The organism is Pseudomonas sp. Leaf434, assembly GCF_001425545.1.
Taxonomy (GTDB): Bacteria; Pseudomonadota; Gammaproteobacteria; order Pseudomonadales; family Pseudomonadaceae; genus Aquipseudomonas; species Aquipseudomonas siliginis.
Genome location: NZ_LMQZ01000001.1, coordinates 642,172 through 667,142, shown reverse-complemented (window position 1 = coordinate 667,142; position 24,971 = coordinate 642,172). Strand labels below are relative to the sequence as shown.

Annotated in this window: 24 protein-coding genes, 1 tRNA gene, 1 pseudogene and 1 riboswitch; of the genes and pseudogenes, 16 read left to right on the top strand and 10 right to left on the bottom strand. The window is 59.9% G+C overall.

What is annotated here, in order from left to right:
* Positions 1–2: 2 nt before the first annotated feature.
* From ASG55_RS02990 to ASG55_RS02980, 3 genes are all read right to left on the bottom strand, one after another.
* Entirely contained in the window at positions 3–857 is an 855-nt protein-coding gene (locus ASG55_RS02990) for a hypothetical protein (protein WP_056783506.1), read from the bottom strand.
* Position 858: 1 nt separating this feature from the next.
* On the bottom strand, positions 859–2,103 hold the full coding sequence (locus ASG55_RS02985; protein ID WP_056783504.1) for a glycosyltransferase family 4 protein: 1,245 nt from the start codon (positions 2,101–2,103) through the stop codon (positions 859–861).
* Between the two features lie 196 nt (positions 2,104–2,299).
* Positions 2,300–2,704, bottom strand: a complete 405-nt coding sequence (locus tag ASG55_RS02980) for a hypothetical protein (protein ID WP_039760873.1) — start codon at positions 2,702–2,704, stop codon at positions 2,300–2,302.
* A 349-nt stretch (positions 2,705–3,053) separates the two neighbouring features.
* Positions 3,054–3,154: riboswitch (guanidine-I (ykkC/yxkD leader) on the top strand.
* A 63-nt stretch (positions 3,155–3,217) separates the two neighbouring features.
* Between ASG55_RS02980 and ASG55_RS02975 the strand changes: the two genes are divergently transcribed.
* The 15 genes from ASG55_RS02975 to ASG55_RS02905 all read left to right on the top strand — a co-directional run bounded on the left by ASG55_RS02975 (position 3,218) and on the right by ASG55_RS02905 (position 18,970).
* Positions 3,218–4,285 (top strand): putative urea ABC transporter substrate-binding protein, encoded by a 1,068-nt coding sequence (locus tag ASG55_RS02975; protein ID WP_016771287.1) that lies wholly within the window; start codon positions 3,218–3,220, stop codon positions 4,283–4,285.
* Positions 4,286–4,303: 18 nt separating this feature from the next.
* Complete coding sequence (locus tag ASG55_RS02970) at positions 4,304–5,119, top strand: ABC transporter permease (protein ID WP_024011982.1); 816 nt, start codon at positions 4,304–4,306, stop codon at positions 5,117–5,119.
* Entirely contained in the window at positions 5,116–5,904 is a 789-nt protein-coding gene (locus ASG55_RS02965) for an ABC transporter ATP-binding protein (RefSeq protein ID WP_056783500.1), read from the top strand. Before ASG55_RS02970 ends, ASG55_RS02965 begins: the two co-directional genes overlap by 4 nt.
* Positions 5,905–5,917: 13 nt before the next feature.
* Complete coding sequence (locus ASG55_RS02960) at positions 5,918–6,643, top strand: urea amidolyase associated protein UAAP1 (protein WP_056783496.1); 726 nt, start codon at positions 5,918–5,920, stop codon at positions 6,641–6,643.
* An 11-nt stretch (positions 6,644–6,654) separates the two neighbouring features.
* The gene (locus ASG55_RS02955) at positions 6,655–7,296 is read left to right on the top strand and encodes an urea amidolyase associated protein UAAP2 (protein ID WP_016771291.1); all 642 of its coding nucleotides are present in this window, start codon (positions 6,655–6,657) and stop codon (positions 7,294–7,296) included.
* Between the two features lie 278 nt (positions 7,297–7,574).
* Complete coding sequence (gene uca, locus ASG55_RS02950; protein WP_056783493.1) at positions 7,575–11,210, top strand: urea carboxylase; 3,636 nt, start codon at positions 7,575–7,577, stop codon at positions 11,208–11,210.
* Between the two features lie 25 nt (positions 11,211–11,235).
* Positions 11,236–13,008, top strand: a complete 1,773-nt coding sequence (gene atzF, locus ASG55_RS02945; protein WP_056783490.1) for an allophanate hydrolase — start codon at positions 11,236–11,238, stop codon at positions 13,006–13,008.
* 217 nt (positions 13,009–13,225) lie between these two features.
* Positions 13,226–14,713, top strand: a complete 1,488-nt coding sequence (locus ASG55_RS02940; RefSeq protein ID WP_056783487.1) for a sensor domain-containing diguanylate cyclase — start codon at positions 13,226–13,228, stop codon at positions 14,711–14,713.
* Positions 14,706–14,936, top strand: a complete 231-nt coding sequence (locus ASG55_RS02935) for a cysteine-rich CWC family protein (RefSeq protein WP_056783484.1) — start codon at positions 14,706–14,708, stop codon at positions 14,934–14,936. Before ASG55_RS02940 ends, ASG55_RS02935 begins: the two co-directional genes overlap by 8 nt.
* A gap of 33 nt (positions 14,937–14,969) precedes the next feature.
* A complete protein-coding gene (locus ASG55_RS02930) occupies positions 14,970–15,662 on the top strand; it encodes a pseudouridine synthase (RefSeq protein WP_056783483.1) in 693 nt (230 codons plus the stop codon).
* A gap of 316 nt (positions 15,663–15,978) precedes the next feature.
* Positions 15,979–16,863, top strand: coding sequence for an alpha/beta fold hydrolase (locus ASG55_RS02925; RefSeq protein ID WP_041478884.1), 885 nt, complete (start codon positions 15,979–15,981; stop codon positions 16,861–16,863).
* 157 nt (positions 16,864–17,020) lie between these two features.
* Positions 17,021–17,094, top strand: a tRNA-Gly gene (locus tag ASG55_RS02920).
* 331 nt (positions 17,095–17,425) lie between these two features.
* A complete protein-coding gene (locus tag ASG55_RS02910) occupies positions 17,426–18,175 on the top strand; it encodes a zeta toxin family protein (protein WP_082530253.1) in 750 nt (249 codons plus the stop codon).
* Positions 18,172–18,330 carry a hypothetical protein gene (locus ASG55_RS26950; RefSeq protein ID WP_164488340.1) on the top strand — a complete coding sequence of 53 codons (159 nt, stop codon included), beginning with the start codon at positions 18,172–18,174 and terminating at the stop codon, positions 18,328–18,330. The genes ASG55_RS02910 and ASG55_RS26950 overlap by 4 nt, the downstream gene beginning before the upstream one ends.
* Before the next feature lie 334 nt (positions 18,331–18,664).
* The gene (locus tag ASG55_RS02905; protein WP_224787260.1) at positions 18,665–18,970 is read left to right on the top strand and encodes a helix-turn-helix domain-containing protein; all 306 of its coding nucleotides are present in this window, start codon (positions 18,665–18,667) and stop codon (positions 18,968–18,970) included.
* Between the two features lie 65 nt (positions 18,971–19,035).
* Here ASG55_RS02905 and ASG55_RS02900 read toward each other — a convergent pair whose 3' ends face one another.
* Both ASG55_RS02900 and tam read right to left on the bottom strand, forming a co-directional pair.
* Positions 19,036–19,395 carry a DUF6124 family protein gene (locus ASG55_RS02900; RefSeq protein ID WP_056783476.1) on the bottom strand — a complete coding sequence of 120 codons (360 nt, stop codon included), beginning with the start codon at positions 19,393–19,395 and terminating at the stop codon, positions 19,036–19,038.
* A 343-nt stretch (positions 19,396–19,738) separates the two neighbouring features.
* Positions 19,739–20,509 (bottom strand): trans-aconitate 2-methyltransferase, encoded by a 771-nt coding sequence (gene tam, locus ASG55_RS02895; RefSeq protein WP_056783474.1) that lies wholly within the window; start codon positions 20,507–20,509, stop codon positions 19,739–19,741.
* A 176-nt stretch (positions 20,510–20,685) separates the two neighbouring features.
* Between tam and ASG55_RS02890 the strand changes: the two genes are divergently transcribed.
* Entirely contained in the window at positions 20,686–21,096 is a 411-nt protein-coding gene (locus ASG55_RS02890; RefSeq protein ID WP_016771301.1) for a low affinity iron permease family protein, read from the top strand.
* 162 nt (positions 21,097–21,258) lie between these two features.
* Here the strand turns inward: ASG55_RS02890 and ASG55_RS02885 are convergent, their stop codons facing one another.
* The 5 genes and pseudogenes from ASG55_RS02885 to ASG55_RS02870 all read right to left on the bottom strand — a co-directional run bounded on the left by ASG55_RS02885 (position 21,259) and on the right by ASG55_RS02870 (position 24,901).
* Complete coding sequence (locus ASG55_RS02885) at positions 21,259–21,762, bottom strand: DUF4142 domain-containing protein (protein WP_041478889.1); 504 nt, start codon at positions 21,760–21,762, stop codon at positions 21,259–21,261.
* Positions 21,763–21,914: 152 nt separating this feature from the next.
* Positions 21,915–23,264: a sensor domain-containing diguanylate cyclase gene (locus ASG55_RS02880; RefSeq protein WP_056783472.1), complete on the bottom strand. Its 1,350-nt coding sequence runs from the start codon at positions 23,262–23,264 to the stop codon at positions 21,915–21,917.
* 75 nt (positions 23,265–23,339) lie between these two features.
* Positions 23,340–23,978 carry a LysE family translocator gene (locus tag ASG55_RS02875; protein WP_041478891.1) on the bottom strand — a complete coding sequence of 213 codons (639 nt, stop codon included), beginning with the start codon at positions 23,976–23,978 and terminating at the stop codon, positions 23,340–23,342.
* Positions 23,979–24,039: 61 nt separating this feature from the next.
* A pseudogene (locus ASG55_RS26085) lies at positions 24,040–24,171 on the bottom strand (glutathione transferase); the annotation flags it as partial.
* Positions 24,170–24,901, bottom strand: coding sequence for a hypothetical protein (locus tag ASG55_RS02870; protein WP_056783469.1), 732 nt, complete (start codon positions 24,899–24,901; stop codon positions 24,170–24,172). The gene ASG55_RS02870 and the pseudogene ASG55_RS26085, both read right to left, overlap by 2 nt.
* Between the last annotated feature and the right edge of the window lie 70 nt (positions 24,902–24,971).

The window sequence follows — 24,971 nt, the reverse complement described above, 5'->3', positions numbered from 1 at the left end:
TGTTACTTCCTTGTAATAACAGCCCGTGAAAGATAACCACTGAGATACTTGAGCATCTCAGGTGCTTCGCGTAATGACGCTAATCCGAGTTTTACGCCACCGTGCCCACCAGCGAAGTCGAAGTTATCCAGATTGATAGCGCAGAAGAAATTCAGTTTGTCGAAATCAAGATTTTCCAATTCAGTTCTGCTGAACCTTGCCAGTTTCTCGTCAGTCAGCTTTTCCTCCGAAGCCGGGCGAATCAAGCCGTCACAGTTGATCAACCGAGGGGTTCCATCTCGCCGCGGCCAGCCAGTAATGACAAACGTTCTAACCGAATCTTCATTCTTGAAATGCGGCGGAGGTGCATCGAGCCAAATCTCCAGCCCCGGATAATTCTTTAGTTTCACAATCAACTCATCCGGCCAGTTGACGTGCCGATAACCCCGCTCATGGGGTTCGGTGGTTTCTTTCCTGGTAAAAAGTCCGGCGTTCAATTTATAGAGCCGCCAACTTTTGGGGATCGACTCTGGGCGCTGATTCTGGTACCGGTGCAGCCCCGTCCCGGTCCACCAGAAAAGCCCCTTCAGAGCAATCGCCAGACACGCTTTCTTGTTGACCATTTCAGGCATGCCTACGTAAAACTCAGGGACCAGCGTCTTATCTATATAGGCGCCGCCTAATATCGGCACTTGCTGCATGCTCGCCAGCTTGTTCTGGCAAGCTTTCTCGTTTGCCTGGTGAATAGCCGCCGACTCGGCAGTTTGTTCTTTGCGAATATAAAATTCCGCTACGCAGTAACAGACATAAAAGAACAATCCATACTTCAACAACCTTTTAAACCACTTGATCGCCTGCTTACGCGACTTCCTGGACATTTCAAACCTCCCGCTCAAACTGCGGAACGGTTGGTATGTCGCTATGCCCGGATATCGCGCTTGCAAAAACCTCAAAATATTCGCTCACGCCCGATTCCACACTGAACCGACCTGCCGTCAACTTCGCGGCGCTGGCAAGACCATCGTACTCACCTGCCGACTTCAAAACCTTGCCTACACTTCTGGCAATTTCTTGATGGTCGAAGAAATCCACCAATATTCCATTAACCCCCTCGACAATGACTTCCCTTACCGGAGCCGTATCCGACGCAACAACCACACAACCGGAGGCCATCGCCTCCAGTAACGACCACGACAAGACAAACGGATACGTCAAATAGACATGAACTTTCGAACACTGCAGAACCGCTCGATAAGTCTGATAAGGAAGTTTCCCTGTGAAATGCACGCTGGAGTGATCGAAACTGACCTCCGCCTCCATCCTGCTGCGCCAATCCGGGTACCCGACCGGCTTACTCCCATAACTGACACCGTCACCGCCAACCACGATGATCTGCGCATCTGGACACTCGGCCTGAATAAGCGGGATCGCTCGCATGAAACTGTGAAAGCCGCGATAAGGCTCAAGGTTTCTGGCGACATAGGTAACGATCGGCTGTCCGGCTTTGAGCTCGATTCCATTGGGCAGTCTGACTGCCCCGACTTTCGCCAGGTCAGAATTTTGAATCACACCTTCGTGAATGACCCGAATCGCCGACCGGTAAGCGGCCGGAAACAGGCTGCGCTGCCACTGGGTAGGCGCGATTGCGATATCGCATTGTTGAAGATTCAACAGATGCAGCGAGTTGAGCACTCGCAGCCGTGACGACTCCCTTGCGGCTCGGCGGAATTCAGGGTCGAACCCGCAATCGGCGCCCTGCGCTCGATAGTAATACTCGCAATAGTGAATCAGCGGCGTATCGGCATAGACGTCCTTGGCAAACAGCGTCTCTCCCCATCCGGGATGACCAAGAATCACGTCTGGCTGATAGCCCGAACGTTTCAGCCTGCCCAGGATTTCAAAAACTTTCTGCCCGTCGATCACCGCTTGTTCGTAGCGGATCAGATACGGGTGAATATTGCCGGGCGCTCGGCTGGTCGCTCGATATCGATGGATTTCCACACCGGCGACGCCCGGTGCAGTGTCCCGACCTATCGCCACAACCTCATCACCGCGCTCCAGCGCCGCCAGCACCACATGACGGAACTGACCGGGAAAATTTTGATGAATAACCAGTAGCTTCATAGCGCTGAACGTCCATTTTTCGCCGCTATCGAGCTGAGGATTGCTCGCCTCGTTCGGCGTCCACGAACGCTAACAAACACCACGAAATGAAACTGTAGGACGCTTCCGGGAATCTCCTAGGAGATGGCCAACGGAACAACTTTTCGCCGGGCAAAAAAAAGCGGCGCTTGATGCGCCGCTTGTTCATTGCAGAGATTTACCAGCGGTTGCCACGGCCGTTGTAGTCACGCCGACCGCTGTGGCGATCATAGTTGCCGCGACCGCGGTGGTCATTGTCCCAACCGCCGCGACGGTGGCCGTCCCAGCGTCCGCGATCATTGCCGTGCCAGCGACGGCTTTCGTAGTAACGCGGGGCCGGTTGGTAGTGCCGCGGCGCCTGGTAATACCGCGGTTGCTGGTAGTAACGCGGCGCTGGCTGGTAGTAGCGCGGCTGGGTGTAATAGGTGCCGCCGCTGCGGTAATAGGAGCCGCCACCGCTGTAATAGGCCGGTGCGGGTGATGTGTAGACCTCTGACCTGTAGTAGCTGTCTCCATAGGAATAAGGAACGCATCCGCCAAGGGAAAAAAGCATCACGGCAAGCAGTACGATTCGGCGATACATGGCGGCCTCCTGGACCGCGGGTTGGCCACACCAGCGACGCTGGCAGGCGACCGTCAGCAATTGCATGACTGTCGAAGAATCAGACAGCGGTTTCGGAATCTGGTGCGTTCCTGCAACAAGTTGAAACAAGTGATCATGAAATCTTGTTAATCCGCAAATCAACGCCCCGTGAACCCTGAACACGCTGCATGACGGTGCAACCACGCACCACCACGATGCGCTGTCGCTCGACCCGCTCACTTCGACAATCCAGCAGATCCCCGCCGCAGAGGCCTCGGCCCGACTTGGCACGTCTCTCGCTTTAGCAAACCTGTGCAGGAGTCATCACAGGTTCGCGGCACCACAATTTGCAATGGCTGACTAGGGTTCCGGCTCGCAAGCGCGAGTGGCTGGTCCGAGAGTTGGCGACCTCCAGTTGAGGTTACACGGCGGGACAAAAGCCCGGGAGACAAGCCACCGTTCGCGGTGCCGCGTTGCCTTCCTGTCCGCCCTCGATCAACTGGAGAATCCGCAATGATCCGACTACGTTTCCCCGCCCTGCTCGCCGCCGCCTTCGCCGCGCTCATCAGCACGCAATCTTCCGCCGCCCAGAAAGACCACTTCAGCGTGTGCTGGACAATCTACGCCGGCTGGATGCCATGGGAATACGCCGGCAGCCAGGGCATCGTCGACAAATGGGCGAAGAAATACGGGATCAAGATCGACGTCGTGCAGCTCAACGACTACGTCGAATCGATCAACCAGTACACCGCCGGCCAGTTCGACGGCTGCACCATGACCAACATGGATGCGCTGACCATTCCGGCTGCCGGTGGTGTCGACAGCACCGCGCTGATCGTCAGCGATTTCTCCAACGGCAACGACGGCATCGTGCTCAAAGGCGAAGGTAAAAAAGTCGCCGATCTGAAAGGCATGGACGTCAATCTGGTCGAGCTATCGGTCTCCCATTACCTGCTGGCCCGGGCACTGGACTCGGTGGACCTGACCGAGAAAGACCTGAAGGTCGTCAACACCTCCGACGCCGACATTGCCGCCGCGTTCAACACCGACGACGTCAACGCCGTGACCACCTGGAACCCGATGCTCTCGGATATCAAAGCCAAACCCGGCGTCACCGAAGTGTTCAATTCCAGCCAGATCCCCGGCGAGATCATGGACATGATGGTGGTCAACAGCGCCACCCTCAAAGACAACCCGGCGCTGGGCAAAGCGCTGACCGGGGCGTGGTTCGAAGTGGTCGCTTTGATGAACGCAAAAAATGCCGCGAGCAAAGCTGCGCTGGAACACATGGCCAAGGCCTCGGGTACCGATCTCGCCGGCTTCCAGGCGCAACTGGACACCACAAAACTGTTCGCCACGCCGAGCGAAGCGCTGAATTTCGCCACCAGCAAACAACTGCCGGACACCATGCGCAAGGTCGCCGAATTCTCCTTCGAGCATGGTCTGCTCGGCGAAGGCGCGAAGGACCCGAGCGCGGTCGGCATGTCCTTCGCCAACGGCGTGACCAGCGGCGACACCGCCAATCTCAAGCTGCGTTTCGATCCGACCTACGTGCAGATGGCCGCCGACGCCAAGCTGTAAGCCACGGAGGATTTGGCCATGCGCCTGATCAATCGCCACCCCGATCGCCCGAGTCGCCTGTTGCTGGTGATCCTGCCGTTCGCGCTGGTGCTGTTCGCCTACTTCACAGGCTCGGCCGAGCGCCTGGCGGACAACCCCAACGACAAACTGCTGCCCAGCGCCGTGCAGATGAGCGACGCGGTAAAACGCCTGGCCTTCAACGCCGACAGCCGCACCGGCGAATATCTGTTGTGGCAAGACACTGCGTCGAGTCTGCGGCGCTTGGCCATCGGCCTCGGCATCGCGGCGCTGGCGGGTCTTTGCCTGGGTATTGCGGCGGGCACGCTGCCGCTGTTCGGCGCGCCGTTGTCGCCGCTGCTGACGGTGCTGTCGATGGTGCCGCCGCTGGCGATCCTGCCGATTCTGTTCATCGTCTTCGGGCTGGGCGAGTTGTCGAAAGTCATGCTGATCGTCATCGGCATCACCCCGGCGCTGGCCCGGGATCTGGAACAGCGTGCCCGCGACATTCCGGTCGAACTGCTGATCAAGGCGCAGACCCTGGGCGCCTCGACCTGGACGCTGATGCTGCGCGTGGTCTTGCCGCAGCTGTTGCCGCGCTTGCTGATCTCGCTGCGCTTGATGCTCGGTTCGGCGTGGCTGTTCCTGATTGCCGCCGAGGCGATCGCCTCCACCGACGGCCTCGGCTACCGGATCTTTCTGGTGCGGCGCTACTTGGCGATGGACGTAATTCTGCCCTACGTGGTGTGGATCACCCTGCTCGCCTGGCTGATGGACTGGGGCCTGAAACAGCTGACCCAGCGCGCTTTCCCTTGGTATGAGGGAGCGGCGAAATGAGCTTCATCACAGTAAAAAACGTCTGGCAGCAGTACGCCGATCAAGTGGTGCTGGAAGGCTTGAACCTGAGCGTCAACGAGGGCGAGTTCTGCACCTTGGTCGGCGCCTCCGGTTGCGGCAAATCGACCTTCCTGCGCCTGCTGCTCGGCCAGGAAAGCGCCAGTCGCGGGGAGATTCTGCTCGACGGCCAGCCCTTGGCCAGCGAGCCGGATGCCAGCCGTGGCGTGGTCTTTCAGCGCTACTCGGTGTTCCCGCATCTGAGCGTGCTCGACAACGTCGCCCTCGGTCTCGAATTGCCGCGCGCGCCCTTGCTTGGTCGGCTGTTCGGCAACGCCAAACGCGAGGCTCGCGAGCAGGCGGCAGCACTGCTGAGCAAAGTCGGCCTCGGCCATGCGCTGGACAAGTACCCGGCACAGCTGTCCGGCGGCATGCAGCAACGCTTGGCCATCGCCCAGGCGCTGATCATGAAGCCGCGCGTGTTGCTGCTCGACGAGCCCTTCGGCGCGCTCGATCCGGGCATTCGCAAAGACATGCACGCGCTGCTGCTGGAACTGTGGCGCGAGACGCAACTGACGGTGTTCATGGTCACCCACGACCTGCCCGAAGGCTTCAGCCTCGGCACGCGTCTGCTGGTGTTCGACAAGGTGCGCCTCGACCCGCACGCCCCCGGCGCCTATGGCGCCCGCATCACCTACGACATCCCGTTGAACAGCGACCGCCGCGCCCAGCGCGCCGCCGTCGAGGCGCTGCCGCTGCCGCTGGCGGGCACCCTTCGCACTGCTTGAGAGGACTGCTCCAATGACTGATTCAATCCAACTCTTCCCACCCTTCGCTGAAGAACTGCTGCCGGGCGGCGGCCACCGTTCGTTCGTGCTCAAGCGCGGCCAGTTACTGCGCCTGACCGACCTGCGCGGCGGCGCCAATGTCAGCCTGACCTTGCTCAATGCCCATGAAAAAACCGAGCGACTGAACCTGCCCGACAGCCTCAAATGCCAACACACCGCCAAGCTCACCGCCGGCCACTGCCTGTACTCGGACATGGGCCGCGTACTCGCCGCGATCACCGCCGACACCTGCGGTTGGAGCGACAGCCTCGGCGGTGTGCTTTGCGCACAGGAAGTCGCCGAAAAGTACGGCCAGGGCCGCTACCAGGAACTGCGCAACGGCTTCTTTCGCAATGGCACCGACAACCTGCTGGTGGAACTCGGCAAGTGGGGCCTGGGCCTGTCCGACCTGCTGATGACCCTCAATCTGTTCAGCCGCGTGAACGTCGATGAGGCCGGGCGTTTCCACTTCGTCGAGGGCAATTCGAAGGCCGGTGACTACATCGAGTTGTACGCGCCGATGGACACCCTGGTGGTGCTCACCGCCCTGCAACATCCGATGGACCCGTCACCCGAATACGCCCCGAAACCTCTGAAGCTGAGCTGGATGAACGCCGACGCCAGCGTCGCCGAACACTGCCGCACTTCGCGCCCGGAAAACGAGCGCGGCTTTATCAACACCGACCGTTTGTTCGCCTGAGGATCGCTGCCATGTCACTCGCAATCGCCACTTCGCACAAGCAAGCCGACAGCGCGATCTACCGCGCCACCATTCCCGCCGGCGAGCCCTGGCTGATGGAGGTCAAGGCCGGGCAGACCCTGCGCATCCTCGATCTGGAAGGCAATCAGGCAGTCGACACTTTGTTCTACAGCCTCGCCAACCCGAAGGAACGCTACGACGTGCAACGCACCTTGCGCCGGCAGAACAGCGTCTACCTGAGCACCGGCAGCGTGCTGTATTCCAACCTCGGCCAGCCGATGCTGACCATCGTTGCCGACACCTGCGGGCGCCACGACACCCTCGGCGGCGCCTGCGCGCAAGAGAGCAACACCGTGCGCTACGCCCTGGAAAAACGCTACATGCACAGCTGCCGCGACAACTACCTGCGCGCCTGCGCCCACGACGGCCGATTGAGCAAGAGCGACATCGGGCCGAACATCAATTTCTTCATGAACGTGCCAGTGACGGCGGACGGCGGGCTGACTTTCGAGGACGGTATTTCCGCGCCGGGCAAGTACGTCGACTTGCGCGCCGAGATGGACGTCATCGTGCTGATTTCCAACTGCCCGCAGTTGAACAACCCGTGCAATGCCTACAACCCGACCCCGGCGGAGTTGCTGGTATGGAACTGACCATCAGCCGTTTACGCCGTTGGCTTTTTGCCCTGTGCCAGGCGCGTTCCGGGCAGTGCCTGAAACCTTCAAGGCACTGATAGTCCTGTGGGAGCTGGCTTGCCAGCGATTGCGGTGTTTCAGTCACCAACAATGTTGGATGTGCCGACCTCATCGCTGGCAAGCCAGCTCCCACAGGAGTTTGCGGTGAGTTTGAGTGATGTTTTTTCCATCCGGGACGGCCCGGATGTCTGTCGAAAAACAGCGGGACGGCCCGCTCCCCCTTCAGGGGTTATGCCATGTTCGAAAAAATCCTCATCGCCAACCGTGGCGCGATTGCCTGTCGCATCCTGCGCACGATCAACGTGCTGAAGGCCCAAGGCGTCGCCGTGTATTCAGAAGCCGATGCTGCCAGCCTGCACATCTCCCAGGCCGCAGAAGCGCACAGCCTCGGCGAAGGCGCGGCGTCGGCGACGTATCTGGCCGTCGATAAAATCCTCGCTATCGCCAAACAAAGCGGCGCCACGGCGATTCATCCCGGCTACGGATTTCTCTCGGAAAACGCAGCGTTCGCCGAAGCCTGCGAAGCGCAGGGCATCGCCTTCATCGGCCCGACGCCGGAGCAATTGCGGGTGTTCGGCCTCAAGCACACTGCTCGCGCATTGGCCAGACAGCACGGCGTACCGATGCTCGAAGGCACCGACCTGCTCGACAGCCTCGATTGCGCGCTGAGTGCCGCCGAACAGGTCGGCTACCCGGTGATGCTGAAAAGCACCGCTGGCGGCGGTGGCATCGGCATGCGCGTGTGCCGCAGCGCCAGTGAATTGAGCGAATCATTCGAAGCGGTGAAACGCCTCGGTGAGAACAACTTCAGCGACGCCGGGGTGTTCATCGAGAAGTACATCGAACGCGCGCGGCATCTGGAAGTGCAAGTGTTCGGCGACGGCTGCGGTGAAGTCATCGCTCTCGGTGTGCGCGACTGTTCGGTGCAGCGGCGCAACCAGAAAGTCCTCGAAGAAACCCCGGCGCCGAACTTGCCCGAAGGCATGGCCGATGAGCTGTGCGCGGCAGCGATCAAACTGGCGCAAGCGGTGAATTACCGCAGCGCCGGCACCGTCGAATTCGTCTTCGACAGCGAGGCCCAGCGCTTCTATTTTCTCGAAGTGAACACGCGCTTGCAGGTCGAGCACGGCGTCACCGAACAGGTGTGGGACGTGGATCTGGTGCGCTGGATGATCGAGTTGGCCGCCGGTGATCTGCCGCCGCTGAACGAGTTGTATCAAGGCCTGGAACCGCAGGGCCATGCGATTCAGGCACGTCTGTACGCGGAAGATCCGGGGCGTGATTTTCAGCCAAGCCCGGGCCTGGTGACCGCTGTGCAGTTTCCGCCAGCCAACGGCGTTGAGTTGCGCATCGACACCTGGGTCGAGGCCGGCGTGGAAATCCCGCCGTATTTCGACCCGATGATCGCCAAGCTCATCGCGTGGGCGCCGAGCCGCGAACAGGCTCGCGCCGAACTCCATCAGGCACTGGGCGATAGCCTGCTGTATGGCGTGGAAACCAACCGCGATTACCTGCGGCAGATTCTCCTCGATACTCCATTCGCCAGCGGCCAGCCGTGGACCCGTTGCCTGGAAAATCTGCTCTATCACGCCAACACCTTCGAAGTGCTCAGCGCCGGCACGCAGACCAGCGTGCAGGACTATCCCGGCCGCCTCGGCTATTGGGCCGTCGGCGTGCCTCCGTCGGGGCCGATGGACAGCCGAGCACTGCGTCTGGGTAATCGCCTGCTCGGCAATGAACAAGGCGCAGCCGCGCTGGAAATCACCATGAGCGGGCCGATCCTGCGCTTCAATTGTGACGCGGTGGTCGCGGTGACCGGCGCGCCGATTGCCTTGACCCTTGACGCTGAACCGGTGCCGATGAACACCGCGCTGCTGATCCCGGCCGGCGCGACATTGCAACTGGGCAGCATCAGCGGCGCCGGCGCGCGCAGTTATCTGTGCCTGCGCGGCGGCGTGCAGGTGCCGGATTATCTGGGCAGCAAAAGTACCTTTACCCTCGGCCAGTTCGGTGGGCATGGCGGGCGCGCGTTGAGGGCCGGTGACGTCTTGCATGTGCCGGCATTGGCCGACCACAGCGCCGGCCAGCAACTGGCCGAACAGCACATCACCACGCTGCCGAGCGTGCGCCAGATCCAGGTGATCTACGGCCCGCACGGCGCACCGGAATACTTCAGCGAAAACTACATCGCCACGTTCTTCGCGACCCAGTGGGAAGTGCACTTCAATTCCAGCCGCACCGGCGTGCGCCTGATCGGACCGAAGCCTGAGTGGGTGCGTGAGGATGGCGGTGAAGCGGGTCTGCACCCGTCGAACATCCATGACAATCCGTATGCGATTGGTGCGGTGGACTTCACTGGCGACATGCCGGTGATTCTCGGCCCGGATGGCCCGAGCCTGGGTGGGTTTGTCTGCCCGGTGACGGTGATTGAGGCCGATCTGTGGCAGCTGGGGCAGCTCAAGGCGGGCGATAAAATTCAGTTCATTCCCGTCGACCTCGGCACCGCCCGCGATCTCGCCCTGAAATGGGATGCCCCCTGTGGGAGCTGGCTTGCCAGCGATGGTGCCCGATCTGACACCGCATCAACATCATCGCTGGCAAGCCAGCTCCCACAAGGGATTGTGTCGCCTGTGGTTCTTGAGTTGGGTCAGGGGGATCGGCGGCTTGTCGGGAGGGTTTCTGGCGACACTCATTTACTGCTGGAAATCGGCGAGCCCGAGCTTGATCTGGTCCTGCGCTTTCGCGCCCACGCGCTGATGCAGGCGCTGGAAAGCCAGGCCCTGCATGGGGTGATCGACCTCACCCCGGGCATTCGCTCGCTGCAAGTGCACTACCAGCCCGAGCAACTGCCGCTGGCCGATCTGCTCGGCATCATCGCTGGCGAATGGGACGCGGTGTGCGCCGCCAAGGACTTGCAGGTGCCTTCGCGCATCGTGCACTTGCCGCTGTCGTGGGACGACCCGGCCTGTCAGTTGGCGATCGAGAAATACATGACCACCGTGCGCAAGGACGCGCCGTGGTGCCCGAGCAACCTGGAGTTCATCCGGCGCATCAACGACCTGCCAAATCTCGACGAAGTGCAGAGCACGGTGTTCGATGCGAGCTATCTGGTGATGGGCCTTGGCGACGTCTATCTCGGCGCGCCGGTGGCCACGCCGCTCGACCCGCGTCATCGTCTGGTGACCACCAAGTACAACCCGGCACGTACCTGGACGGCCGAAAATTCGGTCGGCATCGGCGGCGCCTACATGTGCGTGTACGGCATGGAAGGCCCGGGCGGTTATCAGTTTGTCGGGCGCACCCTGCAGATGTGGAATCGCTATCGCGAAGTCGCCGCGTTCGACGGCAAACCGTGGCTGCTGCGCTTCTTCGATCAGATCCGCTTCTACCCGGTCAGCGCCGAAGAACTGCTGCGCATTCGCCGCGATTTCCCGTTGGGGCGCTTCGATCTGAACATCGAACACAGCCAGCTCAACCTCGCCGACTATCAGGCATTTCTCAGTCAGGAAGCCGCGGGCATCAGCGCTTTCCGTGCGCAGCAACAGGGCGCGTTCAAAGCTGAACGCGAGCGCTGGATCGCCAGCGGCCAGGCGCATTTCGACAGCGAAGAAGCCGTGCCTGACGCCAGCGAAGAAGCACCACTGGAAAACGGTGAACACAGCGTCGACAGCCACATCGCCGGCAATCTCTGGCAGGTGCAGGTCGAGGCCGGCCAGCGTGTCGCGGCGGGCGATGTGCTGGTGATTCTCGAGTCGATGAAGATGGAAATCCCTGTGCTCGCGCCGCTGGCCGGTGTGGTGCGAGAGATCCGCGTGCAACCCGGTTCGGCGGTGCGCGCCGGACAACGGGTGGTGGTGCTGGAACTCGACTGAAGCCATTTTTTATAAGGATCAACCGATGAATCTGCAACTCGATGCACTGCGCCAGGCCTATCGCAATGGCGACACCACACCGCGCCAACTGCTGCTGCAACTGCGCGAAAAAGCCGCTGCGCTGAATCCCGACTATCACCTGTTCATCCACCTGCTGAGCGTCGATGAACTGGAGCCGTACCTCGCCGCCCTCGACGGTCGTGACCTCGACAGTCTGCCGCTGTATGGCGTGCCGTTCGCGATCAAGGACAACATCGATCTGGCCGGCATTCCCACCACAGCCGCGTGCCCGGCGTTTGCCTATGTGCCGCAGCAGTCGGCGACCATCGTCGAGCAACTGTTGGCGCTGGGGGCGATTCCGCTGGGCAAGACCAATCTCGATCAGTTCGCCACCGGCCTCAATGGCAGCCGCTCGCCTTATGGTGCGTGCCCGAACAGCGTTTTGTCCGAATATCCGTCTGGCGGCTCCAGCGCCGGCTCGTCACTGGCGGTAGCGCTGGGCCTGGCCAGTTTTGCCTTGGGCACTGACACCGCCGGTTCCGGGCGAGTGCCGGCGGCGCTGAATAATGTGGTGGGATTGAAGGCGAGCAAAGGCCTGATTTCCACCGCTGGCGTGCTGCCGGCGTGCCGCACGCTGGACTGTGTAACCACCTTCACCGCGACCGCCCGTGAGGCCAGTCAGTTGCTGGCGTTGACGGCCAGACACGATCCTCGCGATGAGTACAGCCGACGCAATCCGGCCTGGAATGACGGCTCGGCATTTGGCGCGCCACGGCCGTTTCGCTTCGGCGTGCCACGGGCGCAGGACCTTGAATTTTTCGGCTGCAACGAGGGGCCACAGTTGTTCGCAGCGGCCATCGAACGGCTCAAGGCTTTGGGGGGCGAGGCAGTCGAATTCGATCTGTCGCCGTTTCTCGAAGCAGCGAGTCTGCTCTACGACGGGCCGTGGGTCGCCGAGCGTTACAGCGTCGCCGGTGAGCTGCTGGAGCAGAATCCCGAAGCGGTGCTGCCGGTGATCCGAGCGGTGCTGGCCAAAGCTCCGGCAGTGACCGGCGTGCAGACCTTCCGCGCGCAATATCGATTGCAGGCGCTGAAGGCCCTCTGCGACGAGGCCCTGGAGAATCTCGACTGCGTGCTGACGCCGACCATCGGCCGTCCAGTGACCCTGGCCGAACTTGAGGCCGAACCGGTGCTGCGCAATTCCGAACTCGGTTATTACACCAACTTCATGAACCTGCTCGACTACGCCGCCGTCGCCGTGCCGACCGCGTTCATGGACAATGGTTTGCCGTGGGGCGTGACGTTGTTTGGGCGGGTGTTTACCGATCAATACCTGTTGAGCGTGGCGGATGCCTTGCAGCGCCAGCAGGACAGCGCCCTGCCAGCTCCGACGAACGCTGCGCGCAACGACCGCGCTCGATTGGTGGTGTGTGGCGCGCATCTGCAAGGGCTGGCGCTGAACTGGCAACTGACCCAGCGTGGCGGGCGTTTGCTGGAAACCACGTTCAGTTCGCCGGACTATCGACTGCACGCCCTCGCCGGCGGCCCGCCATTGCGGCCGGGCATGGTGCGGGTCAAGGACGGCGGCGTGGCGATTGCCGTGGAGGTCTGGGAATTGCCGAGCAGCGAGCTGGGCTCGTTTCTCACCGGAATTCCGGCGCCGCTCGGGTTGGGCAAGGTGCAACTGGCGGATGGGCGCTGGGAGAGCGGGTTTATCTGCGAGCCGTATGGCCTGGAGGGTGCGGTGGATATCAGTCATTTGGGGGGATGGCGGGCATACCTCAAAACCCTGGCCTGAATCTGTCGCCCTGTGGGAGCGAGCCTGCTCGCGAATGCGGTATGTCATTCAACATTGATGTGGCTGACCCACCGCTTTCGCGAGCAGGCTCGCTCCCACAGGTTCTGGCGCACCACCCCCGAATAAAGGAACGACCATTCACGCCGCACAGGGAGCAGTTATTTGCGCGCAGTGCCACTAGAATGCATCCCATCGGGCCACTGCCAACGGATCTGCCATGCCGCTTCGTTCTCCCTTGTACTCGCAACGTTCACTGGTGCTCACGTTGGTCGCCCTGCTCGGCGCCGGGTTTCTCGCCACCTCGCTGTTGAGCTATTTCGCTTCCCGCGAGTCGATCCGCGACAACATCGTCAACACTGAACTGCCACTGACCTCCGACACGGTCTATTCGGAAATCCAGAAAGATCTGGTCCGGCCTATCCTGATTTCCTCGATGATGTCCCGTGACACGTTCATGCGCGACTGGGTGGTCAACGGCGAGCAGAATCCCGAGCAGATGACCCGCTATCTCGACGAGGTCATGACCCATTACGGCGCCTACACGGCGTTCTTCGTTTCCAATGCCACGCTCACCTACTACCACGCCAAAGGCGTGCTCAAGCAGGTCAAAGTCGATGAGCCGCGCGACACCTGGTACTTCCGCGTGCGCGACATGCAGGACCCGTACGAGATCAACGTCGACCCGGATCTGGCCAACAAGGACAACCTGACGTTCTTCATCAACTACAAGGTCTACGACTACCACACCCGCTTCATCGGTGCCGCGGGCGTGGGCCTGACGGTGGACGCGGTGATCAAGCTGATCGACAAGTATCAACAGCGCTATCAACGCAGCGTGTACTTCGTCGACACCTTCGGCCGCCTCGTATTGACCGGTGCCGAGGGTGGTCCGGAAGGCGCGCACATCGGCCAGAGTCTTGGCGAACTGGAGAGCATGAAAAGTCTGGTCAGCCAGTTGCCCAAGCCGCACAGCGGCAGCTACGAATACTCCACCCACGGCCAGGGACATTTTCTCAACGTGCGGTTTATCCCCGAGTTGAACTGGTACCTGTTCGTCGATAAACGCGAAGACGGCGCGCTGAGCGAGATCCGCCAGTCGCTGTATCTCAATCTGCTGATCTGCCTGCTGGTGACGTTGATCGTGCTGGCCTTGCTCAATCGAGTGATCAAGCGCTTCCAGGCGAAGATCCAGGCGCACGCCACCCTCGACAGTCTGACCGAACTGCCGAACCGACGCGGCTTCGACATCCTCGCTGCGCAAGCGCTGCACGAGGCCCAGCGGGAAACCAAGCCGCTGACCGCGTTGCTGCTCGACCTCGACCACTTCAAAGCCTTGAACGACACCTACGGGCACATGGCTGGCGACCAGGTATTGATCGGTTTCGCCCGCGACCTGCAAAGTTGCCTGCGTCACGCCGATATCGTCTGCCGCTGGGGCGGTGAAGAGTTCATCGTTCTGTTGAAAGACACCGACGGCGAGACCGCGCAGAAAATCGCCGAGAAAATCCGTCAGCACGTCGAGCAACACGAATATGCCTACGATGGCCACAGCCTGCATCTGACCGTGAGCATCGGCGCCACCACCGTGCAACACGATGACACCTTGCACACTCTGCTGTCGCGGGCCGATCATGCGATGTACCGCGCCAAGCAAACCGGGCGCAACCGCACCTGCATGGAAATGCCGCACTCGACCTATGCCTGATAACGACGTCAAACCCGACCAATGCCCGGCCTGCGGCGCCCGCAACGATTGCAGCCTCGCCGACCCGCGCACCGCCGACCGCGAATGCTGGTGCTACGGCGTGACCATCGACCCTGCAGTGCTCGAAGCGCTGCCGGCCGAGTTGCGCAATCAAGCCTGCCTGTGCCCGCGTTGCGCCCAGGTCGAAGCGCAGTTGCAAGCAGACCGGCGGCCGATCCCGTAAGATGCGCGGCCCTTTGTCCGTTGAATTCTGACCATGCGCGTCGACCGCTTCCTCAGCAATCTGCCCCGCTACAACCGTCAGCAGGTGCGCCTGTTGCTGGTGGAAAAGCGCGTGCGGATTGACGGAAAAGTCGTCAACGACCCGCACAGTGAGGTGCTGGAATTCAGCCGGGTCGAAGTTGACGATGAGGTGCTGCAAAGCGGTAAGCCGGCTCGCTATTTCATGCTGCACAAACCGCCGGGCTGCGTCAGCGCCACCCGCGATCCGCAGCATGCGACCGTGCTCGACCTGCTCGATGAACCGCACAAGGACGATCTGCACATCGCCGGGCGTCTGGATTTCAACACCACCGGGCTGATGCTGATCACCAATGACGGCGCCTGGTCGCGGCGCCTGACGCAGCCGCAAACCAAACTGGCGAAGGTCTATTACGTCGAAACCGAACAGGACATCGACCCGAGCTACGCGCTGAAATTTGCCGAGGGCATCTACTTCGCTTTCGAAGATCTGACCACTCAACCGGCACAGCTTGAGCTGCTCGGCCCACGCTCGGCACGGCTGAGCATCGTTGAAGGCCGCTACCATCAGGTCAAGCGCATGTTTGGGTTCTTCAACAACAAAGTCCTGCGCCTGCACCGCGAATCCATGGGCAAACTGACCCTCGATCACGCGCTAAAACCGGGCGAGTACCGCGCTTTGCGCACCGAAGAGATTCATTTGTTCTAAGCCGGCGACCGCTCAGCCGAAGTTGTCGAACAATTCGCCGACGGCACTTGCGTGATCCTGAGTCCCCTGCTTGAATCAGGACGTCGGCCGAAATGTGACCGATGAGTCACCACATACTTCCAAGAAACTTTTTGTCGGTCGTCTGCCCTCAAGGGCTGCGCCTCAGCCGACAATCTGCCCGCCAATAACAACACCCGTCGACCTGCCGTACCGGATCGACATGGGCCAGCAAATTTCAGGCGTATGCCTACCTGTCACAAAGCTCGTGCAATCTCGATTGCGCGCATACCCGCTTGCTTGCCAGGAGTCTTATGACATGAGGCCAGAAATCGCTGTGCTGGATATACAGGGTCAGTATCGGGTTTACACGGAGTTCTATCGCGCAGACGCCGCAGAAAAGACCATCATTCTGGTCAACGGCTCGATGGCCACGACTGCGTCGTTTGCACAGACCGTGAAAAACCTGCACCCGCAATTCAACGTGGTCTGCTACGACCAGCCCTACGCGGGTCGGTCAAAAGCCCACAACCGGCATGAGAAACATCTGACGAAGGAAGTCGAAGGGCAGATTCTGCTGGAGCTGATCGACCACTTCGCCGCCGAACACGTGCTGTCGTTCTCCTGGGGCGGCGCCGCCACTCTGGTCGCCCTCGCCCAGCAGCCCCGGCGCATCGAAAAAGCCGTGATCAGCTCGTTCTCCCCGGTGATCAATGCGCACATGCTCGATTACCTTGAGCGCGGCGTCGATTACCTCGGCAGCCGCGACGGCGATCGGGTCGGCCATCTGGTCAACAACACCATCGGCAAACACCTGCCGTCGCTGTTCAAGCGTTTCAACTATCGCCACGTCAGCAGTCTCGCCGAGCATGAATACGGACAGATGCATTTTCATATCAACGACGTGCTGCACAGCGATCGCCAGTGCTATCTGAATGCGGCGAAAAAGATCAACGTGCCGGTGCTGTTTCTCAACGGCGAATGGGACGAATACACCGCCGCCGAGGATGCGCGACTGTTCGGCAACCACGTTGCCCACAGCAGCTTCACCACCCTGCAAGCCACCGGACACTTTCTCGACATGGAGCACAAGGCCGCCTGCCGCGACAGCCAGAACGCCCTGCTCGGCTTTCTGAAACCTGCGCCGCAAGCCAGCCGAACGCGCTACTCGTTTGTGCAGGATCAACATGCCCTGGCCATTTGAAACAGCGTCATCGCGGGCAAGGCTGCAAGCTTGAAGTGCCTGTTGCACCGGCGCAGCCCTTGCTCGCGATCGACCGATTTCTGCGTGGCAAAGCCCTCGCAGAGAAAAGAAAACTTCAAATCCGTGGCCGAGTCTGGTACAAAGTCAGCCGCTCTGAGCGGGTATAGTTTAGTGGTAGAACGAAAGCTTCCCAAGCTTTAGATGAGGGTTCGATTCCCTCTACCCGCTCCACCGAATATTGATCTCGCGTTGTGTTGTCAGACGGGGGATGCAGAAATGAAAAACCGGCCTTGATGGCCGGTTTTTTTGTGCGTGGGATTTGAGATCCGGTTACCAGCACAGACCAATTCAGAAACAAACCGTAGATTGCAGATCCGCCAATTCCGCATACGCTTCGCTCATTCCAACAATATCAAGCAGAGCCATCGCCGGGGCGCACACCGGGGTCCCCACCAGCGAAAACGCTGCCGTCACGGCACCCCGAGGGGTGGGAGACACCGCAACGAGGTAGAACCGGAGCAAGAATCTGCACATCATTTTCACTCCAGAAAGGCCCCATTCAATGCAAGAAGACAAACGGCATGGAATGACGGAAGAAGAGCTAGCCATCTGTAATGCCGCAATCCGGTTTGCTCGATCGAATAAGAAGGCTATTGGTAAGCGGCTTACGGACCAGGCAAAATATCCACCTGAAAAGGAGCCTGTTTCGGTTTTTATGGCTGGATCACCTGGCGCTGGTAAAACAGAGGCCTCGTTGGCGCTACTTAGTTTCTTCTCCGACACGCCAATCCTGCGAATTGATCCCGACGAACTCAGGAACGAGTTCGAAGCCTATCAAGGTGGTAATGCCTGGCTATTCCAAGGCGCAGTCTCGATTCTCGTCGGCAAGTTGATAGACCTTGCGTTGGACCGAAAGCAATCCTTCCTGTTGGATGGAACACTGTCCAATATCGAGATCGCAAGGAACAATGTGCAACGTTGCCTTAATAAAGGGAGATTCGTTCAAATTCTCTACGTTTATCAGGATCCAAGACTTGCTTGGTCTTTCGTTCGGAATCGAGAGGAAGCCGAAGGACGGAGAATCCGGCCAGAGCATTTCGTCGACCAGTACTTCGCAGCCCGTGACGTGGTGAACACGCTTAAGCTAGAGTTCGGCAAAGACCTGCATGTCGATCTCCTTGTGAAGCATATTGATAATTCCGGGCGTCTCTACAAGGCTGGAATTGACAAGATCGACTACCATATCCCCGAGAAGCATACGAGACCTGAGTTGATGGCTATGCTTGGGATCACAGACGGAGCAATCACATGAAATTCGGATCCGAAAAGGAATCCACCAGTCCGTTCGCAGACTTCATCCGAAATGCTAAATCGGAGGAGAAAAAGCGTGTTTACAGCGAAGTGCTGACCGAAGCTACCAAAAAGCAGATTGAAGTGATGCTGGCGGCACGTGAGAAGCAAGCGTGACGGTGCTTCAAGAGTAAAATAGAGCCTGGCACGCGCCGGGCTTTTTATTGGGCAGTTGTCACGGCGTGTTGGAATTGCCTTGCTGGTCGCTTTTTAGCGCCTGGGATTTGAAATGTAAGCGTCAACATCTACCAGAACAATGCTGCCCACCCATCTGCAGCTTACTTTTCGAAATCCAGATGCAGCCTCGCCAGTACGTTAAAGATCGGCTCCCCGGCTTTGTGCGGGACATTCAATCGAGTGAATACCTTCTTCCAGTCGGCGAGCGCAGCGAGAGTCTGCTCGATGTATTCCTCGGCCTTGAGGCATTTGTAATCCTATGCTTTGCAATTCAATGTTGAACGCTCGTTCACAAAGCACATTCAAGATTTCAGAGGGCATTGAGTTGGAAATTCTCGCTCTGCTGATAGAAAAGTATGAGGAGCAGCATTTTCCGATGCCGCCCTCTGATCCCATTGAAGCCATCAAATTTCGTATGGATCAGCAAGGCTTGACGCCGCGGGATCTCGAGCCCTTTATTGGCACCAGTGGCCGTGTTTCGGAAGTATTGAACCGCAAGCGCAAGCTGAGTCTGGCAATGATCAAACGTCTGCACGATGGCTTGCGTATTCCTTATGAATGCCTGCTCGCCAGTGTCTGAAGAAAACTATCGCATGCAAAACCGGTCGCAACGACCGGTTTTTTTTGCCCGGAAATCAGCGCCGGCTAACCGACCGGCACCACATGATCCAGCACCTGATTCACCGCCAGCTCGCCCAGCATGACGACCTGGGCGATGCCGAGCAGGGTTTTGCGCTGGCTGCCGTCGAGCAAGGCGGCGAAGTCGCCGAGCATGACGCTGGCCGAGCCGAGGGATTCGCTGGCGTTGACCAATAGCGACTCGGTGTCGGTGCCTGGATTGACCATGAACATGCTGCTGGCCTGGTACGGCGGAGAGCAGGTTTGCGGCGGGATGAGATAGTGGTCGAGAGCGCGTTCGGCGGCTTCGTGGAGTTTTTTCGAATCGAGGGACTCGTAAGGAGAGGCCGGATCGGTTTCCGGCGGATTTGGCGTTACCTTGAACATGGAATCTTCCTGTAGTGGTAACTGCAACCATCCCGCTGCTATACGAAAGGGTGGCAGCTGTACGCAAGTTAGCAGACCGGTAGGAAGTCCAAAACCCGGCGCACCCGAGGGTGCCATGCGCACAGCCACCATCAAGCGCAGGCGAAGCCTGACTGGCAGGTACATGTGCAACCGTTGGTCAATCCTGGCCGGGCTGCTAAACCCGATCACTGCCCCAGCGAGCCCCTCACCCTAACCCTCTCCCGAGGGAGAGGGGACCGATCGGGTTGTTCTTGCGAGTTACGCCGACCTGAACCAATGCGTCGAACTCACGATAAAAAACGAGCTAGGCGAATGAATATTTTCAGCGGGTCGCAACAATAAACAAACGTGGAAACGGCAACAGCACCGAGCCGTCAGCCAAGGCCGGATAAGCCTTGGCAACTTCTGCCAGATACCGCTGCAGATACTGCGCCCGCTCCTCCTCGGTCAATGGGCTCAGGAATGGAATCAACCCGCTACCCTTGAACCACTCCACCACTCCCGCCGCCCCGTCCCGAAGCTGATGGTGATAGGTGGTGCGCCACACATCGACCCGCGCGCAGTGCGGCCGCAGCATTGAAAAATACTCACTGGCACTGGCCATGTCGGTACGCTGCCCGGCAGCGTCTGCGAGCTTGCTCGCCCACGGCCCATTGGCGGCGACTTCACGCATCAAGCGGTGGGACGGTTCGTTGAGGTTGTCCGGCATCTGGATCGCCAGGCTGCCACCATCTGAAAGTTTGCTCGCCAGGGCTGGCAGCAACGATGCGTGATCAGGCACCCATTGCAGCACCGCATTGGCGAAGATCACATCGAACGGACCTTCGTCAGCCCATTTGTCGACCTCGGCCACCTGAAACTGCACGTCAGGCAAGCGCTTGCGCGCGGCGGCAATCATGTCCGCCGAACTGTCGAGGCCACTGACGCTCGCCTCGGGAAAACGCTGCACCAGCAATTCGGTGGAATTGCCCGGTCCGCAACCAATGTCCACCACCGCTCGGGCCTGCGCCGTGGGTATCGCCGCCAACAGATCACGGGCCGGGCGGGTGCGTTCATCTTCGAAAGCGACGTATTGCTTGGCAGACCAACTCATTGCGTTCTCCTGTCGGGGCATGGCTTGAAACCGGGAAGTGCAGCTGCCCATACCATACAGCGATAAGGCCGATGAGCTCGCCTCGCCTCCGGCGTCCCGCCCGGTTATTTGTAATTAGAATTTTCAGCACAACGCCGATGTCTGAATTTCAAGCTCCCAAAACAAGGACTTCCATCATGAAATTCGCAAAGATTGCCCAGAAACTTGCCCTGTGGGCCGGTAGCCCGAAGACGTTCATGGGGGCGTTGATTCTGATCGGGCTGTGGGGGTTGAGCGGGCCGATTTTTGGTTACAACGACACTTGGCAGCTGATCATCAATACCTCGACGACGATCATCACGTTCCTGATGGTGTTCCTGATTCAGAACACGCAGAACCGCGATACCGACATTCTGCATTTGAAACTCGATGAGCTGTTGCGAGTGAACAAGGAAGCGCAGAACGCGATGCTCGGGCTGGAGGCGCTGGATCTGAAGCAGCTCGAAGCGCTGCGCCGGCATTACCGCGCGCTGGGTGAGAATCAGGTGTTTGATCTTGAGGGGCTTGGCGACAAGAGCAAGCCAAAGCAGGATTTGAATGAGTGCTGAGCAAGTAAACACACCCTGTGGGAGCGAGCCTGCTCGCGAAGATGGCGGGTCAGTCAAAACATCATTGACTGACACACCGCTTTGGCGAGCAGGCTAGCTCCCACAGGGGAAGCATCGCATTTCAACTGAAGGTTTCGCTCGCGCTGCAACAACAAGGCGAAGTTAGCGACTGGCCTGCAACGCTCGAGCTTTCTCCAGATGGCTTTGCAGTTTCGGCAAAGTCTCATCGGCAAACGCTTTGATTTCCGGCACGTCGGTGGTCTGTGCCTGTTGCTCGATCTGAGTGATGGCCTCTTCGGTCGCCTTGACCTGACTGGCAGCGTAGGCCTGATCGAATGTGGTGCCGTCCTTCACTTCCGGCATCAGCTCTTTGGCCTTGTCGGCGAGTTCTTCGCGGGGGGCAACCGGCAGGTCGAGTTTCTTGGCGATCTTCGCCAGATGCTGGTTGGCTGTAGTGCGGTCGTTGATCACAACGATGGTGTAATCCTTGACCTCTTTCGATTCGGTCTTGCCGTGGGCCTGACGGCTGGCTTCGATGTCAGCCATGCCTTTGGCAGAGGCATCGTTGATGAATTCGGCAGGCGACTGGGCGAACGCACTGCTGGCGCACAGGCCCAGCAGGGTTGCAAAACTGACGTTACGTAAACGGGTGGCCATCCGGCTCATGGTCGCGCCCTCCTTCGTGGAAAATTCAAACGGGCCGTGATTCGCCCGCTGCTCAAATGTCGCGGCGGACAATTGTCCGCCTCAGTTAGGAATGCTTTAGCGGTCAAAGGTTTAGAAAATCTGCCTGAACCGCGACGAACGGCGCGCTCGCTTCAGCTGCCCAAGGCCCGATGATTCAGGCGTTTGGCCGCATACATGGCTTGATCGGCATGCCGAAACAGTTGCTGTTCTTCTTCGCCGTGTTCAGGAAAGCGCGCCACGCCGATGCTCGATTCGATCCACAAGTCATGCCCGTCGAGGCGCATGGGCTGCGCCAGCACCTGTCGGATTTTTCTGGCGACGCTGTCGGGATCGTCGGCGGTATGCACGCTGTGCAGCAGCACGACGAATTCATCGCCACCGATACGCGCCACCGTGTCGGTTTCACGCACGCAGCCTTTCAGCCGGTTGGCCACGGTTTGCAGGAGCATGTCACCGACGGCATGGCCATGGGTGTCGTTGACCTGTTTGAAGCGATCCAGATCGACATACAGCAGCGCCATGTGGCCGTGCAGGGTTCGCGCATCGGCCAGCGCAGCCCTGAGCCGATCACGGAGCAGTTCGCGATTGGGCAGTTGCGTCAGTTGATCGTATTGCGCCATGCGCTTGAGCCGCGCGTGCAGTTGCTGGCGCTCGATGGCCGTGGCGACTTGTGCACAGACATATTGCAGCAGTTCCTTGTCCTGCTCGGTGTAGCGTTCGCCGCCAGCGAGGCTTTTGACGATCAAGGCGCCGATGGTGCCGTTTTTTGAGTTCAGTGGTACACCGAGCCAGCAAGGCGCGTTTTGTTCCGCCACCAGCTCAGCAAAATCGGGCGTGGCATCGGCGCTGTCCGGCGTCAGCAACATTGGCTGGCCGCTGCGGATCACTTGCGCGCAGAGCCGTCCGATGACGGTGCCGGGCTGCTCGGGCTGCAATTCGTGATCGTCGACGTGATAGGGAAAATTCAGCTGCGCGCAGTGTTCGTCGTACAGCGCCACGGAAAAATTCAGCGCCGGCAGCCACTCGCCAATCAGCAGATGGATGCGTTTGAACAGCGCCAGCAAATCTTCCGCCGCGTGCGCCGCTTCGGAAATCGCGTACAACGCCGCTTGCCGCGACTCGGCCTGCTTGCGCTCGGTGATATCGCGGGCGACGGCGATGCGCAGTTGATCGACTTCCGACCAGCGCGCCGACCAGGAAATGTGCGCGACGCTGCCGTCCTTGCGCAGGTAGCGGTTCTCGAAATTGTGCTTCGGGTCGCCGCCCATGATTTCGCCCGCGGCCGAGAGGGTGCGCTGGCGATCGGCCGGGTGCACCAGCTCGATCATCGAGCGGCCGATCAGTTCGTCAGGCGTGTAACCGAAAATCCGCTCGCAGGCAGCGCTGACAAAAACGAAACGGCCCTGTTTGTCGACCGCGCAAACGGCATCCAGCAACAGGTCAATGTAGCTCGCCAGCGGCGCAGGGTTGGGGCTTTGCATGGTTCTAACGATTGTCCGCACTGTGCAGCGATTTCAATCATCCATGATCGTGATTGCGCGTCCCTGCCCATTCCATCAAGTCTTGTTCGGCAGCAGCCCCGGCAGCGCGTGCATCAACGCGTTGATGGCGAAGCCGATAAACATCACGCCGCATAAACGCGTGATGAGCAGCTCATGCCGCTGATACACCATGCGCACTCGCTGTGCGCCGACCACGCCGATGAGGATAGCGTAGGCCAGGGCGCCGCCGATGAAACTCAGGGCGATCAGTGCAGGTAGCATCGACCAGTTGAGCAGTTCGGCGCGGCTCGACAACAGCGCCGTAAAGGTCGCCACCGCCACCGGATAGGCCTTGGGATTGGTCAGGCCGAAGACGATGCCGTGCCAGAACGGCTGCCGCGCCGCCCCTTGCGCTTCGTCGCCATTGCGGCGTTGGGCACGCACCGCACGCCAGCCGAGCCAGAACAGGTACAACGCGCTGAGCACGCCGAGCACATCGAACGCGGTGCTGCCGATTTCCCGCGCACCGACAATCGCCACCAGCGCGGTGCTGCACCAGATCACATCGCCGAGCAGATGCCCGCAGAGAAAACCCGCCCCGGCGCGCCGGCCATGGGCCGCGCCAATCCCGAACACCGCCAGCACGCCCGGCCCGGGCGTGATCCCGTAGATGAAACCCGAAGCCAGAACGGCCAACAGCAATGATGGAGTCATGAGAAACCTGCAAGCGCCAGAACACGTGGCGCAGAGTCTATATCACCGCGATTGAAGCGGATCAGGGTTCGTCGCAGAAACGCATGCCGGGGTACGGTTTCTGCCGACACGTAGCCAGCCGCGATTGCAAATCGCCGACGTGGACTTCCAGCTCGTGCCCGTCGGGATCGAGGAAGTAGAACGACGCGCCTTCAATAGCCTCTCAGATTTTCGGGAACGAAATATTGCTGTCCGTCATAGCGCAACGTGGTCAGCACCGGCTTTTCGTGAGTGGTCTTCGACTCGCAGGTGTCGGGTGGCCCCTCACCGACCAGACCCATGGTGACTGAGCGGACAATGATATCGGCGTAACCATGGGAACTGGTTTTGCCCATCTCAAGCGTACGCACCGTCTCCGAGCGCTCTCCGGCGCAATTGCCATCCCACTCGCCACTGAAGCTGTAGACGACCAAGCGATCCAGCACCGGGCGCACCTTGTCGCCCTCTTTCACGTAGAGCGACAGCAGGGTTTCATCCAGCGGATTGACGCGCGACGAGCCTTTGAAATGGGCGCGGACGCCGAATGCACGAAAGTCGGGCGTGAGTTTATAACGCGCCGTATCCAGCTCCAGACTCTCCAGCGCGATGGCATCGGAGAGAAACGCCGACGGCTGATGATAGGTTGCCAGCGGTTTGGGGCTGCCGGCCGTGATGATAGCCAGATCCAGATCGTACGAGCCCACGCTGCCGTCATGGCCATAGACCGGATCGGGCACGAACGTCGATAGCGCGATAATCGTCAGCGACGGATAAGCCGGCCATTCTTTGCACAGCGAGAAATCCGCTTCCGCGCTGACCGCCGGCGGTGTGCAATCGGCCCAGGCCTGCCCAGCCATGAACCACCCGCAGAGCGCTGCGCTGATCCATACTGACTTCACTGTCATTTCCTGCTCCTTGAAGATATTTCCAGGCGCGCACTATCCCTTTCTGCATCGGAGGATTCAACAGATCTGG